Annotated in this window: 11 protein-coding genes; 8 read left to right on the top strand and 3 right to left on the bottom strand. The window is 39.2% G+C overall.

Annotated features, from left to right (window positions below; genetic code table 11):
• Window positions 1–178: 178 nt before the first annotated feature.
• Entirely contained in the window at window positions 179–2950 is a 2772-nt protein-coding gene (gene dinG, locus ACMGGO_RS15340) for an ATP-dependent DNA helicase DinG (RefSeq protein WP_259950041.1), read from the top strand.
• 82 nt (window positions 2951–3032) lie between these two features.
• Here the strand turns inward: dinG and ACMGGO_RS15335 are convergent, their stop codons facing one another.
• Complete coding sequence (locus ACMGGO_RS15335) at window positions 3033–3683, bottom strand: TetR/AcrR family transcriptional regulator (RefSeq protein ID WP_054550961.1); 651 nt, start codon at window positions 3681–3683, stop codon at window positions 3033–3035.
• Between the two features lie 323 nt (window positions 3684–4006).
• On the opposite strand from ACMGGO_RS15335, the gene ACMGGO_RS15330 reads away from it, so the two are divergent.
• Entirely contained in the window at window positions 4007–6040 is a 2034-nt protein-coding gene (locus ACMGGO_RS15330; protein WP_420282022.1) for a CocE/NonD family hydrolase, read from the top strand.
• A gap of 22 nt (window positions 6041–6062) precedes the next feature.
• A complete protein-coding gene (locus ACMGGO_RS15325) occupies window positions 6063–7361 on the top strand; it encodes an MFS transporter (RefSeq protein WP_279494477.1) in 1299 nt (432 codons plus the stop codon).
• A 146-nt stretch (window positions 7362–7507) separates the two neighbouring features.
• Here the strand turns inward: ACMGGO_RS15325 and ACMGGO_RS15320 are convergent, their stop codons facing one another.
• Window positions 7508–7645, bottom strand: coding sequence for a hypothetical protein (locus ACMGGO_RS15320; protein ID WP_404804231.1), 138 nt, complete (start codon window positions 7643–7645; stop codon window positions 7508–7510).
• Between the two features lie 469 nt (window positions 7646–8114).
• Here ACMGGO_RS15320 and ACMGGO_RS15315 point away from each other — a divergent pair, with 469 nt between their 5' ends.
• The 5 genes from ACMGGO_RS15315 to ACMGGO_RS15295 all read left to right on the top strand — a co-directional run bounded on the left by ACMGGO_RS15315 (window position 8115) and on the right by ACMGGO_RS15295 (window position 11366).
• Window positions 8115–8882: an isocitrate lyase/PEP mutase family protein gene (locus tag ACMGGO_RS15315; RefSeq protein ID WP_048389871.1), complete on the top strand. Its 768-nt coding sequence runs from the start codon at window positions 8115–8117 to the stop codon at window positions 8880–8882.
• Window positions 8883–8907: 25 nt separating this feature from the next.
• Window positions 8908–9483 (top strand): bifunctional transcriptional activator/DNA repair enzyme AdaA, encoded by a 576-nt coding sequence (locus tag ACMGGO_RS15310; RefSeq protein WP_420282021.1) that lies wholly within the window; start codon window positions 8908–8910, stop codon window positions 9481–9483.
• The gene (locus ACMGGO_RS15305) at window positions 9480–10394 is read left to right on the top strand and encodes a DNA-3-methyladenine glycosylase (RefSeq protein WP_319840126.1); all 915 of its coding nucleotides are present in this window, start codon (window positions 9480–9482) and stop codon (window positions 10392–10394) included. The genes ACMGGO_RS15310 and ACMGGO_RS15305 overlap by 4 nt, the downstream gene beginning before the upstream one ends.
• On the top strand, window positions 10381–10866 hold the full coding sequence (locus ACMGGO_RS15300) for a methylated-DNA--[protein]-cysteine S-methyltransferase (RefSeq protein WP_420282020.1): 486 nt from the start codon (window positions 10381–10383) through the stop codon (window positions 10864–10866). The genes ACMGGO_RS15305 and ACMGGO_RS15300 overlap by 14 nt, the downstream gene beginning before the upstream one ends.
• Before the next feature lie 182 nt (window positions 10867–11048).
• Window positions 11049–11366: a DUF378 domain-containing protein gene (locus tag ACMGGO_RS15295; RefSeq protein WP_048389879.1), complete on the top strand. Its 318-nt coding sequence runs from the start codon at window positions 11049–11051 to the stop codon at window positions 11364–11366.
• A gap of 92 nt (window positions 11367–11458) precedes the next feature.
• Here the strand turns inward: ACMGGO_RS15295 and ACMGGO_RS15290 are convergent, their stop codons facing one another.
• Window positions 11459–12979: a CoA-acylating methylmalonate-semialdehyde dehydrogenase gene (locus ACMGGO_RS15290; RefSeq protein ID WP_420282019.1), complete on the bottom strand. Its 1521-nt coding sequence runs from the start codon at window positions 12977–12979 to the stop codon at window positions 11459–11461.
• Window positions 12980–12986: the final 7 nt, after the last annotated feature.

The following is a 12986-nucleotide window of genomic DNA, read 5'->3' as shown; positions in this document are numbered from 1 at the left end:
AACGTTGTTTGAGTAAGCACTCCATAACGATTCCACAACGCAACCTTAGGGGATTGATTTCTCCAAGGTTGCGTTTTTTGTATGGATGCGGTGATTCAACAAAGAGGAGAAAGGATGCCGCAGAGCCAATAATATGATAAAATTCAACTTATCTAATGTGAACTGTGAGTTGAGATGTATGATGGAAAGTCAAAAATATGCAATTGTAGATTTGGAGACAACTGGTCATTCACCAGCCAATGGGGACCGGATGATTCAAATTGCCATTGTTATTATGAAGGATTGGGAAATTGAGCGTACCTATACGAAGTTCATAAATCCGGGGAAAGCTATTCCAACTTTCATTCAAGATTTAACGCATATAACGAATGAGGATGTAAAGGATGCCTTCCCATTTGAAGCGCATGCGGATTACATATATGAGCTACTTGCTGACTGTGTATTTGTTGCACATAATGCAGATTTTGACTTATCCTTTTTACAAGCAGAGTTTAAACGTGCTGGACTACCGAAATGGCAGGGTAAAAAAATGGATACGGTGGAACTAGCTAAAATTTTGTTCCCTATGTCCCTTGGTTTTAAGCTAGGGGATTTAGCGGCCGATTTAAATATTGAGTTAGCAAATGCACATCGAGCGGATGACGATGCTCGCGCGACAGCGGAGCTATTCAAGCATTGCTGGAAGGAGCTACTAAGTTTACCACAGCTTACACTTGAACAGATGCATAAGCGTTCCTTTCGCTTAAAATCAAATATTTCTCAGCTTTTTTTTGAGGCGTTGCAAATTAAGCGCCAGCATACGACGGGCCGCGAAAATGTACATTATTACCGTAATTTTGCGATTGGCAATGGCCGAAATAAGCATGAGCATGTGACAGAAACGATTGCCTACCCTCAATCAGTAGATGAGAAAATAACTTTAATGTCAAAGGCACTGCCAAATTTTGAGGAACGTCCTGCACAATTTGACATGATGGACACGATTTGGCGGGCATTACATGAACAACAGGAGTGCGTGATTGAAGCTTCTACAGGTATTGGTAAAACTGCTGGCTATTTACTTCCAGCCATCTTATTTGCCCGTGCTGTCAATAAAAAGATTGCCATCAGTACGTATACTTCCTATTTACAAGAACAGCTTGTAGAAGAAGAGCTACCAAAGATCGAAAAAATCCTTGGGACAAAGGTGAATTTGTGTGTGCTGAAGGGAATGCAGCATTATATTGATCTCGATCGCTTTGAGCAATGTATGGCATATGCTGATGAATCCTATGATGATACATTTACTATTTTACAAATACTTGTGTGGTTGACCAAAACAGAGACTGGTGTGTTGAGCGAGCTCAATGTTTCTGGGGGCGGACAACTGTTTTTAGAGAAAATCCGAAAAATACCGAATGACAAGCCTTCAAAGGGCTTTGATTTCTATGAGCAAGCTTTAAAGAACAGTGCAGTTGCTGACTGTATTGTAACGAATCACGCCATGGTTTTAAGTGATTTAGTGCGTCAAACACCACTTTTTACAGAAATAGATGGCTGGATTATTGACGAGGCGCATCAATTTATTCAGGCAGCTATGCAGCAGGATGAAGTAGTCTTCTCCTATACACAATGGAAGTATATTTTTGGACAAATTGGTACGATGGAGGACACGGCTCTATTTCAACAGTTTTGCCAGGCAGCGAAGAAAAAACAGCGAGTAGCCATGCAAAATTTACAGCATCTTGATGCACAATTCATACGTTTGCAGCGGACATTTGATGAAACAATCCAGAGAACTATTCAAAAATTGCAACAGCAAATGAAAGGGAAACAAGCAGGTAGTAAATGTACCTTGTTTTTAGAGGATGTTTCATTTGCGAAAGAAACGTTTGCACAAGTAAGCAAACTAACCCAGCAATGGCTGGATCTCGCTACTAGCATTACACAGTCGTTCGAAAATGCGATTGAGCAGCTAGATAAAAACGATCAATATGTATTATCTGAATGGCAATATTGGATTCGAGAAGTGAAGATAAAAATTGCTGAATGGGACGATATTTTTCTGTCACCACAGGAAGGCAATTCTGTTTGGTTAGAATTTGATGTACGGAGTGTCCCTGGCAGTCTCCATGTTTTTAAGAAGCCTGTCAATGTGACGCCGATAATTGAACAAGTATTAGCACCATTACGTCAGCAAGCAAGTATTGTTTGGACATCAGGCACATTAACGGTACCAGGCAATGAGCGCTTTGTTACACGCCAGTTAGGCATTTCTGATAATGTTGAAGTCTTGAAACTACAAGCTCCACCAGCCTACTATGCTGGGGCTAAGGCATTTATCGTCACCGATATGCCAGATATTCAGCATGTCAGCCAAGAAGAATACATTGAGGCTGTTGCCCATGCAATTACGCGGACTGTTCGAATGACAGAAGGGCGTTGCTTTGTACTCTTTACAGCACAGGATATGCTACGAAAAACAGTTGAGCTTATCCAAGATAGTGAACTATTAGATGATTACATGCTATTTGCACAAGGTGTTACAGGCGGTAGCCGTATGCGCATTCTAAAATCCTTCCAAAAATTTAGTCATGCCGTTCTATTTGGCACAAACAGTTTTTGGGAGGGGGTAGATGTTCCAGGAGATGCACTTGCCTCTGTTATTGTCGTACGATTACCATTTTCTTCACCAGAAGAGCCTGTTTTTAAGGCGAGGGCAAAGCATCTAACTACTCTAGGCCGCAATTCCTTTACGGAGCTTTCCTTACCAGAAGCGATCATGAGGTTTAAGCAAGGCTTTGGTCGATTAATACGTTCTTCGCAGGATAAAGGAGCTTTTATTGTCCTAGACCGACGAATTACTAGTAAGTCATATGGGAAAGAGTTTATTAAGGCATTACCACCTATCGATGTAAAGAAATTGCAGCTACCCGAATTGTTAAAGGAACTAAATCATTGGCAAAAATAGCAGAAACCCCTTTTAGCATTGCTAGAAGGGGTTTTTACGTATTGTATAAGCGTTTAAAGAAAGGCAATTGCTAGTATGATTCTCATTGCTTGTTTTTAGTTTGCTCATCAAAAAGGTTAGCATTACGAACGATTTCTGTAATATATTTCATAGTGATTGCCGTTGCTTGGTTGGCATCATAACTTTTGCGATTATTCAATAGGTTTGTAAACATACCTTGCCAAATTAATAGTGTAATTTCATTGATGGCATCAACATTGCCTTCAGTTAAGTAGCCTTCTTTTAAAGCGATCTCTAACATAGAACGCCCTCGTTTCGTTAGGCTGTGTTGAAATAAAATGGTCTTTAAATCATCAGGGATATTGATTAAATCATTGGGGTAAAAATTATAATAATTTTCCAATAGTGCTTCTGGTGTTTCCCCTAAATCCATGATAAAGACTGCGTGAAAAATCTGAGGTTGTTTGAAGGAATATTGACAAAAGCACTCCCAAGCCAATAAGTATTTTTCAATAGGATCTTTGCCTCTTTCTATGTAGCGAGCAACTTCGTTGGTATAGTCTTGCATGCATCTCATCGATGCAAAAAATAGAAGATGCGAGACTTCTGAAAAATAATTGTAGATAGTAGCACTGTTGTAACCTGCTTTATCAGCAACCTTTCGGATTGTGACATTTTCCAGCCCTTCTTCTTCGATGATTTCCGCAGTGGCATCTACAAAGTATTTCCACATACGACTCCTTTGTATTTCCTTTTTCTTCAAAGTAATATCCCCCTAACAAACAATTAATTACTGTAAAATCATTAATTAAATGTATATATTTACCTTCTTGTAGCTAATTTAAACTTATTATAGCATAGCAATTTTATTTATCTTCTTTCATTATAGCATTAGCTTTTGTCATTTTCAGAGTTGTGCATTAGAATTTCAGGTGATATACTAATCACAATTATTTTATAATCATGATTACTAAATAATCAAGATTCGGAATAATTAGACGAAGAGGATGTTATAACTAGGAGTCTTGCACTTAGACACAAGGGGAGGATTATACAATGAGTAAAAAAATTGTGACACAATTTGAGTGTACATATGAAACGATTGAAAACACATGGATCGAGTTAGCAGACGGCACAAGGCTTTCAAGTCGTATCTGGCTACCAAATGTAAAATTGGGAGAGAAAGTACCAGCCATTTTAGAGTATATTCCTTATCGTAAAACAGATGGGACAAGAGCAAGAGATGAGCCTATGCACGGTTATTTTGCAGGACATGGTTATGCTGTTGTGCGAGTGGATATGCGAGGTTCAGGTGAGTCAGATGGTTTATTAAAGGACGAATATCTAAAGCAAGAGCAGGATGATGCCCTTGAAGTCATTGAATGGATTGCTAACCAAAGCTGGTGTGATGGCAATATCGGGATGATGGGGAAATCGTGGGGCGGATTTAATTCTCTACAAGTAGCAGCTCGTCGACCAAAGGCGTTAAAGGCGATTATTACCGTAGGCTTCACGGATGATCGCTATAACAATGACATTCACTATAAGGGTGGTTGTTTATTAAATGATAACTTCTGGTGGGGCGCTATTATGTTAGCCTACCAGTTACGTCCAATTGATCCACATATTGTTGGCGATAGCTGGCGTGATAAGTGGATGGAACGATTAGAAAATATGCCTTTATGGATGGCACAATGGATGGAGCATCAAACAAGAGACGATTATTGGAAACATGGTTCAGTTTGTGAGAATTATCAAGACATAGAAATCCCAGTTTTTGCGCTAGATGGCTGGGAAGATTCCTATACAAACACAGTCTTAAGTTTAATGGAAGGGCTTTCTGTTCCGAGAAAAGGCATCATTGGCCCATGGGCACATGTTTATCCCCACGATGGAGTGCCGGGTCCAGCAATGGGCTTTCTACAAGAAGCTGTGAAATGGTGGGATCATTGGTTAAAAGGAATAGACAACGATGTAATGGATGGACCAATGGTGAATGTCTGGGTAGAAGAGAGCATGGAGCCATCCGTTAAGAAACCAATCAGCAAAGGCTATTGGGTTGGTTTAGAATCGTGGCCAGCAGCGGAATCGATACAAACTAAGGTGTATCAACTGACACATGGAAAACTAGTAGAAAACCGCAGTGAGCAACAAGAGCAAGTCCTACTAAAAACTCCTCAAAATCATGGACTTTTATCTGGTGAATGGATGGGCGCTGGCGTACTAGGTGAAAGTCCAGCAGACCAACGATTAGATGATGGAATGGCCATGGTTTTTGAAACGGATAGGCTAGAGAAAGCCTTAGAGATTGTGGGCTATCCAAAATTTGAAGTGGAATTAATGAGTGACAAACCACATGCAATGCTATTTGCACAGCTATCAGACGTAGCACCCGATGGAGCTGTCACTCGTGTATCCTATGGCGTGATGAACCTGACACACTTAAATGGGCATGATCATGTTGACCTGTTAACACCTGGTGAAAAAGTGAAGGCCTTTGTTCAGTTAGATTGCTGTGGCCATCAATTTAAAGCGGGGCATCGTTTACGCCTATCCTTAGCTACAACGTTTTGGCCGATGTTTTGGCCAATGCCAGAAGACGCTACATTGACATTAAATCTAGAAACGGCTACCTTATCATTGCCAACCTTCCATGGTCAGCAGGTAGTAGGACCTAATATGAATGCTGAAAGTGCACCATTAACGCCAATCACAACACTGCAAGAAGGCAGAGTCGATCGTTCGATATCCTATGATATTTTAACAGATACATGGACATGTATTACAGATGGGGTTGGAGGCGTATTTGGAGAAGGTATTTATCGCTTTGATGATATTGATGTTACTGTAGAACATAATTTAAAACGAGAATTAACCTTAACGAATGCTGATCCACTGTCAGCTCAGTATACAATCTATCAAAAAATGAAAATTGGTCGTGAAGGCTGGTGGATTGACGCTGATATTACGGTTACCAAAACATCCGATCAGGAAAACTTCCAAATTGTTGGGGAAATGGCCATCAAAGAAAATGACAAACAAGTCTTCCATAAGGAATGGAATCAAAAAATTAAACGTCATGGCTTGTAAATAACATATAAGGGGTAAACATATGGAGGCTAAGTTAAAAAAGAATACAGCTACTTTAGTTATTTTAGCTGTTTCAGGTGCATTAATTTACGCATTGCCTTATTTTAGAAACTACTATTATGATGTCTTTCTGGATGCATTTCATTTAACCAATACACAAATGGGGACACTTGGTAGTGCGTATGGTGTTTGTTGTTTAATTTCCTATATTTTTGGAGGATTTTGTGCAGATCGTTGGAAAACGAAATATTTATTAACCATTTCTTTAGTAGCCACAGGATTATTAGGGTTTACATTATTATTGTATCCACCCTATCCAGTTCTTCTACTGATTCATGCTGCTTGGGGAATCACGTCCATTATGACGTTCTGGGGAGCATTAGTAAAAGCGGTTCGTTCTTTAGGCTCTGAAAATGAACAAGGAAAAGCTTTTGGATTTTTTGAAGGCGGACGTGGTGTAACCAACATTATTCAATCTGCTGTGATTTTAGGGATCTTTGCTTTTTTTGCAAAACATATGAGTGATAAAATGGCTCTTTCAGCAGTTATTACGGTGTATTCTGTGATTTGTCTTTTGTTGGGCCTCATGATTATGATGCTGTATAAAGATCCAGATCAAGCAACTGTCAGTCCAGAAGATAGAGAGAGCAGTAAAACGTTTGATTGGGCAGTCCTTTGGAAAGTGTTGAAGATGCCAACTACCTGGCTTGCGACTATACTTATCTTTACGTCCTACGCGATGATTATTAGCTATTATTACATTACACCTTATGCAACGGCCGCATTTGGTGCGTCTACGTTAATTGCTGCGGCTTTGGGCTACTTCTCGCAATATTGTCGTCCAATTGGTAGTTTTAGTGCAGGAATCATAGGAGACCGGATTGGTGTGTCGAATATGGTGTTAATCGGCTATATTTTATTAGCACTTGGTTTAGTAGGGCTCATTTTATTACCAGGAAAAGCTTCTTTTATCCTTATGCTTTTAGTGTTCATTGGGATTATCTATACATCTATGTATGCTTTGCAAGCGATGCATTTTGCAATTCTAGTAGAAGGCGATTATCCAGTAGAATCAACAGGAACTGTGTCCATGCCACTGATGATAATTGGTTATAGTGGTGAAATCTTTATGCCAATTATTGCAGGTGCTTGTTTAGATTACTGGGGTGGCACAGCGGGCTATAAAGTATTCTTTGGTATTTTATTAGGCTTAGCTATTATTGGATTCATTACAGTAGTCATTTGGCAGCGTGTGACGAAAGAAAAACGCCGAGAAATTGCTTTACAACGAAAGCTTTCCAAGGAACAGGCACTTACTTAATTTAGTTTAGAACTAACATTGGTTTCTTCCAAAGCCAGCTTTTTTTAAACATAATGATGAATAGCTAAAAAGGCTGCGAATAGTTTTTTACTATTTATACAAGTTGATTATTCACAAATCAATATGTAAACAGGGAAACAGAGGCGTCAAGATAATGACGCCTCTATTTTCGTCTCCGGTTTTGTATGATCCAGTAAAAATTCCACACGATTTCTACCATGGTGTTTGGCCTGATATAAAGCCTTGTCACATCTAGATAATAAGGAATGAATTGTATCGCCCATCACAAAGCAAGTCACTCCAATAATGATATACATATCAATGCTATCTAGTTTATCTGTTACCTCTAGCCAATGGGATTCATTTTTATCTATTCAAATATTATCCATGGTTAAACGTAACCAAATAGTATCTCTCGTATGCCAGAAGAATGGATACGATTGATTTCTAGCCACAAAAGAATGATCATGGACATCACTCAATATATCTTCGATGGAGACCATTTTGGAATTAAATGCTGTCCTAACACAATAGGATCTAGCAGCTTATCTGTTGGGCTATTGCGCTAACAGGGGGGATGAGAGCGAACATAACTAGGATAATAAGTGTGAATAAATTTATTTTTCTGACTATTGTATTTTCCATGTTATTTGCTAAAACATTATTATAGACCATAATAGCAAGATTGAGGACGAAATAAAAGGATAGTTCCTGATAATATAAGGTCTAACAAACAGCATGGAGGCTTATATTATGTCAAAAATTCAGCAATTTTATGATTTACATTTTTCACAAGAGCTATTATTTATTGGGAATGCTTGGGATGTTATATCAGCATTAACATTAGAAAAGGCAGGCTTTCAAGCAATCGGTACAACAAGCTGGGGCATAGCGAACTCACTTGGCTATGCAGACGGTGAACAAATCGATTTTCAACGACATCTAACAATTATTCAATCCATTACAGAGCAAGTCAAGATACCCGTATCAGCAGATATAGAAGCGGGGTATGGCCATGATGAACAAAGTATTATCGACAATGTTTTGAGAACGGCAGATGTAGGAGTAGCAGGGATTAACATTGAAGATTCCCTTAAACATCAAACAGGCTTAAGGAGCATAATTGAACACTGTTATTTATTAACAAACATGAGGAAAGAATTAGATAATCATGGCTATAAAGATTTCTTTATTAATGCTCGAACAGATACGTATTTTCAATTAGAGCAACCATTTGAAGAAACAATAACAAGAGCAAAAGCTTATATTGAGAGCGGAGCAAGTGGTATATTTATCCCAGGCTTAACAGATGCCAATGAAATAAGCGCGATGACTCGTAATATAAATGCGCCCATTAATCTTCTTTCATTACCTAGTTTAACGAATGTCAAGCTACTAAAAGAATTAGGGGTGAAACGCTTTAGCTTTGGAAATGCACTTTCAGATAAAATAATTGCGCATTTAACACAGCATGCTGCACAATTATTAAAAGACCAAGATACTTCTGCGTTATATATATAGTCGATGGGAATGGGGTGAGATAATCGTGGACAATGCCATCAATTTATCTTTTGAGGAAAAGTGGGGAAAGATTATAACATGTGATCAAACCTATGATGGGCTTTTTTATACAGCGGTTAAAACTACTAAGATTTATTGCCGTCCTTCCTGTAAATCCAGAAAGCCGAAAAAGATGAATGTTGAATTTTATGAAGATATCCAAAAGGTAGAGGCGGCTGGCTATCGGGCATGTAAACGATGTCAGCCTGAAATCGAACATTCCCCACACACGCAATTGATTAAAAATGTCACGACTTTTATTATGAACGCATATAAACAAAGAGTGACTTTACAGGATATGGCGGAGCATGTTGGCCTCAGTCCCTTTCACCTTGAACGACTATTTAAACAAGAGACTGCTGAGACGCCTCGAACGTATTTAGAGAAAATCAGAATTGATAAGGCTGCCCATCTATTAAAACATACCGACTTTACAAATTTAGAAATATGTTATGAAGCTGGCTTTCAAAGCCCATCTAATTTTTATAAAGTTTTTCGACGGCTGAAAAATTGTTCGCCTACAGAATACCGTAACCTATCGTTGCAGGGGGACATGATATGAAATGGACAAACGATGTTGGCTATTTAGTTATCGAGTTACCACAAGCATTTAATTATAGAGAGTGTTTGCAGTTCTTAAAGCGCTCACATCACGAAATACTTCACCATATAAAGGATGATGTGCTCTACAAATTATTGAAGATTGATGAACAATTTATTTTATGTGAAATAACTGAACAAGCACATAAAATAATAGTAATATTTCCAATGCAACAGCCAGCTAGCCATGAACAGGCGATCATCGCACAATATATCGCAGAGTGGTTTGATTTAACAAAGGATTTGCAGGGGTATTACCAGATGGCTGAAAACGATCAAATCCTAAAGCCACTTGTGAAGAAATATAACGGATTACGGTTAATCGGGATTCCTGATTTATTTGAAGCATTAGTTTGGGCAATTATTGGTCAACAAATAAATTTAACTTTTGCCTATATGTTAAAAAAGAGATTTGTCGAGCATTTTGGAGAATATGTTTACTTTGAGGGGCAAAGCTACTGGCTGTTTCCAACGCCAGAGAGAATAGCCGTTATTGAGGTAGATGATTTAATCCACCTCCAATTTACACGGAGGAAATCAGAATACATTATTGAAATTGCCAAAATTATCGCAAGCGGACAATTGACAAAAAATTTGCTGTGGCAACAAGAGGACTACGAAGCCATGAAAAAACGATTAATGGACATTCGAGGAATTGGTGCATGGACAGCAGATTATGTGCTTATGAAATGTCTGCAACAACCGACAGCATTTCCTATAGCAGATGTAGGTCTACATAATGCTTTAAAAATACAACTAGCATTAGAACGAAAACCAACAATTGAAGAATTAAAGAACTATGCGGAACATTGGCAAGGCTGGCAAGCTTATGCCACCTTTTATTTATGGAGGTCACTGTATGAAACGGTATAAATTAGATTATTCATCACCAATTGGGATTATAGAAGTTGAGGGAAGTGATACAGCAATTGATACCATTAACTTTGCAGAGCGAGCGCAGGTCGTCAATGCTCCTCAGCAAGACACACCTGAAGTTTTACTAGAATGTGTTAAGCAATTGCATGAGTATTTTCTAGGTGATCGTCAGGAGTTCTCGTTTCCTTATGTTTTTCGAGGTACAGATTTTCAACAAGCTGTTTGGCATGTTTTACCGAGTGTAGGATTTGGTGAAACGGCTTCATACAAGGATATCGCCATTGCTATTAACAATGAAAAAGCTGTAAGGGCTGTTGGTAGTGCGAATGGTAAAAATAATATCAGCATTGTTGTGCCATGTCATCGAATTATCGGCTCCAATGGAACGCTGACAGGTTATGGAGGCGGGATGTGGCGCAAAGAATGGCTGCTTCAGCATGAGCAGACACATAAAAATTTATCCAAGTAACGCCATTCATCAGAGTACGTCATTTCGCCATTTGTACACAGTATAAAAAAGAGGTTATTGCAAAAAATAAGACCGTCAAAATGGCGGTTGTAATGACTAGTCTTTGTCATTTTATCGCTTCTTATGACACCTCCCTGCTAAGAAATATAGCTTGGAGTATTGAAAATAAAGGAGGTGTACACATGAGCGTGCTTTATAGAATCGCCTTAGTACTAGTTATTATAGGTGCAATCAACTGGGGACTCATTGGATTCTTTAGATTTGATTTAGTGGCTTATTTATTTGGTGGACAAACGGCGGTCTTATCTCGTTGGGTTTATGCACTCGTTGGTCTTGCTGGGCTAATTTCGATTCCAATTCTTGTAAAGCGATTTGAAGACGAGGATGATGTAGATACATTTACTCGTATGGATAGAAATCCTAGCTATGGCATGGAGGCTGGAGAAGAAACAGATTTCTCAGAAGTAAGAAAAACGGAAGAGAAAAAAGAGAACAAATAGTTAAACTGTAAAAACTAGTGACCATGTTTTTGCGTCAGTTTTTTCAAAATATTCGCGTAGCTATTGACTACGCGAATATTTATTTTTTAGGATTAGTCCTGATTACTTGGAAATGCAAAGGAAGAGGTAACGTCATTCCCTTGTTCTATCCATTTTTCTGAAATGGTTTTCGCTTTTGTGAAGAAACGTACTTGGTCAGGTCCAAACATATGCCCCTCACCAAATCTTGAACGTTTCCAGCCACCAAAGTTATGATAGCCTACTGGAATAGGAATGGGTACATTGACACCTACCATACCTACTTCAATTTCAGTGGTAAACTTTCGAGCTGCTGCACCATTGTTCGTAAAGATGGTTACACCATTTCCTAATTCATGGGCATTAATAAGGGCTATAGCTTCCTCTAATGATGCCACGCGGACGACATTACGTGCAGGTCCAAAAACCTCTTGTTCATAAATTTCCATTCCAGGCTTTACATGATCGAGTAATGTAGGTCCAAGATAGAAACCGTTCGATTGTTTGGAAATTTCCGGATTTCGCCCATCGCAGACCAGTGTTGCGCCTTCTTCTAGGCTACGATCGATATAGCCAATGATGGCATCCTTTGATTGCTGAGTAATGACTGGTCCAAAATCAACTTCGGCATCTGTATAGGGACCCACTTTTAATTTGGCAATTTTATCGGCAAGAATACCCACTAATTTATTGGCTGTATCCTCCCCAACAGGAATAATGGTTGACAGTGCCATACAACGCTGGGAGGCAGCTCCATAGGCAGCACCTAAAAAGGCATTTGCTACATGCTCTAGGTCAGCATCTGGCATAACCACCATATTATTTTTACCTCCCCCAAGTGCTGTAACACGCTTCCCATGTTTAGAGGCTGTAGCATAAATGGCTTCTGCAACTGGCGTAGAGCCTACAAAGGAAATCGCTTCAATGGCAGGATGGCATAACAGCTCATTAACAGCATCTTTGTCTCCATTAATAACAGTCCAAACCCCATCTGGTAAGCCTGCCTCTTTCCACAGCTCTGATAAAAATAATGCTGAGCAAGGAACCCGCTCTGACGGCTTGAGAATCACACAGTTTCCTACAGCCACCGCCATACTTGTAATTGCTAGCGGTACCATGACAGGGAAATTAAATGGTGAAATAGCCGCTACAATGCCTAATGGTTCTTTCAGAGAGTAGGCATTGATATGACCACCAACATTCACCGAATACTCTCCTTTAAGTAAATGGGGGGCATTGATAGCTAAATCAACAGATTCTAAACCGCGAGTAATTTCGCCCTTGGCATCCTCAATCGTTTTGCCACTCTCTGTACAAATCATATCAATTAGTTCATCGATATTTTCTGTTATGAGTTGGCGGAATCTAAGGATAATTTCAGCTCGTTTACCAACTGATAAGGCACGCCAAGCAGGAAAAGCCGCTTGGGCAGCAGCAATCGCTTCCTGTACCTCTTGTTTTGTTGCTAAAGGTACACGAGCAATGACAGTACCTGTGCTTGGATTGTAAACATCTGAAAACTGACCGCTTTTCCCTAGAACTGTTTGTCCATTGATAAAATGACCTAAATCCTGTATGTCTGTATTTGTTACCATCTAGCTA

The sequence above is a fragment of the Lysinibacillus sp. BNK-21 genome (assembly GCF_048684915.1).
GTDB classification, from domain to species: domain Bacteria; phylum Bacillota; class Bacilli; order Bacillales_A; family Planococcaceae; genus Lysinibacillus; species Lysinibacillus capsici.
The sequence above is the reverse complement of the archived record's forward strand: the minus strand, read 5'-3'. Positions and strand labels throughout refer to the sequence as shown.

Coding starts and splice junctions, on each gene's coding strand:
- ACMGGO_RS15320 (WP_404804231.1), bottom strand. CDS start 7,645: ATGGGCGATACAATTCATTCCTTATTATCTAGATGTGACAAGGCTTTA.
- ACMGGO_RS15325 (WP_279494477.1), top strand. CDS start 6,063: ATGGAGGCTAAGTTAAAAAAGAATACAGCTACTTTAGTTATTTTAGCT.
- ACMGGO_RS15305 (WP_319840126.1), top strand. CDS start 9,480: ATGAAATGGACAAACGATGTTGGCTATTTAGTTATCGAGTTACCACAA.
- ACMGGO_RS15315 (WP_048389871.1), top strand. CDS start 8,115: ATGTCAAAAATTCAGCAATTTTATGATTTACATTTTTCACAAGAGCTA.
- ACMGGO_RS15330 (WP_420282022.1), top strand. CDS start 4,007: ATGAGTAAAAAAATTGTGACACAATTTGAGTGTACATATGAAACGATT.
- dinG (WP_259950041.1), top strand. CDS start 179: ATGATGGAAAGTCAAAAATATGCAATTGTAGATTTGGAGACAACTGGT.
- ACMGGO_RS15300 (WP_420282020.1), top strand. CDS start 10,381: ATGAAACGGTATAAATTAGATTATTCATCACCAATTGGGATTATAGAA.
- ACMGGO_RS15295 (WP_048389879.1), top strand. CDS start 11,049: ATGAGCGTGCTTTATAGAATCGCCTTAGTACTAGTTATTATAGGTGCA.
- ACMGGO_RS15335 (WP_054550961.1), bottom strand. CDS start 3,683: ATGTGGAAATACTTTGTAGATGCCACTGCGGAAATCATCGAAGAAGAA.
- ACMGGO_RS15290 (WP_420282019.1), bottom strand. CDS start 12,979: ATGGTAACAAATACAGACATACAGGATTTAGGTCATTTTATCAATGGA.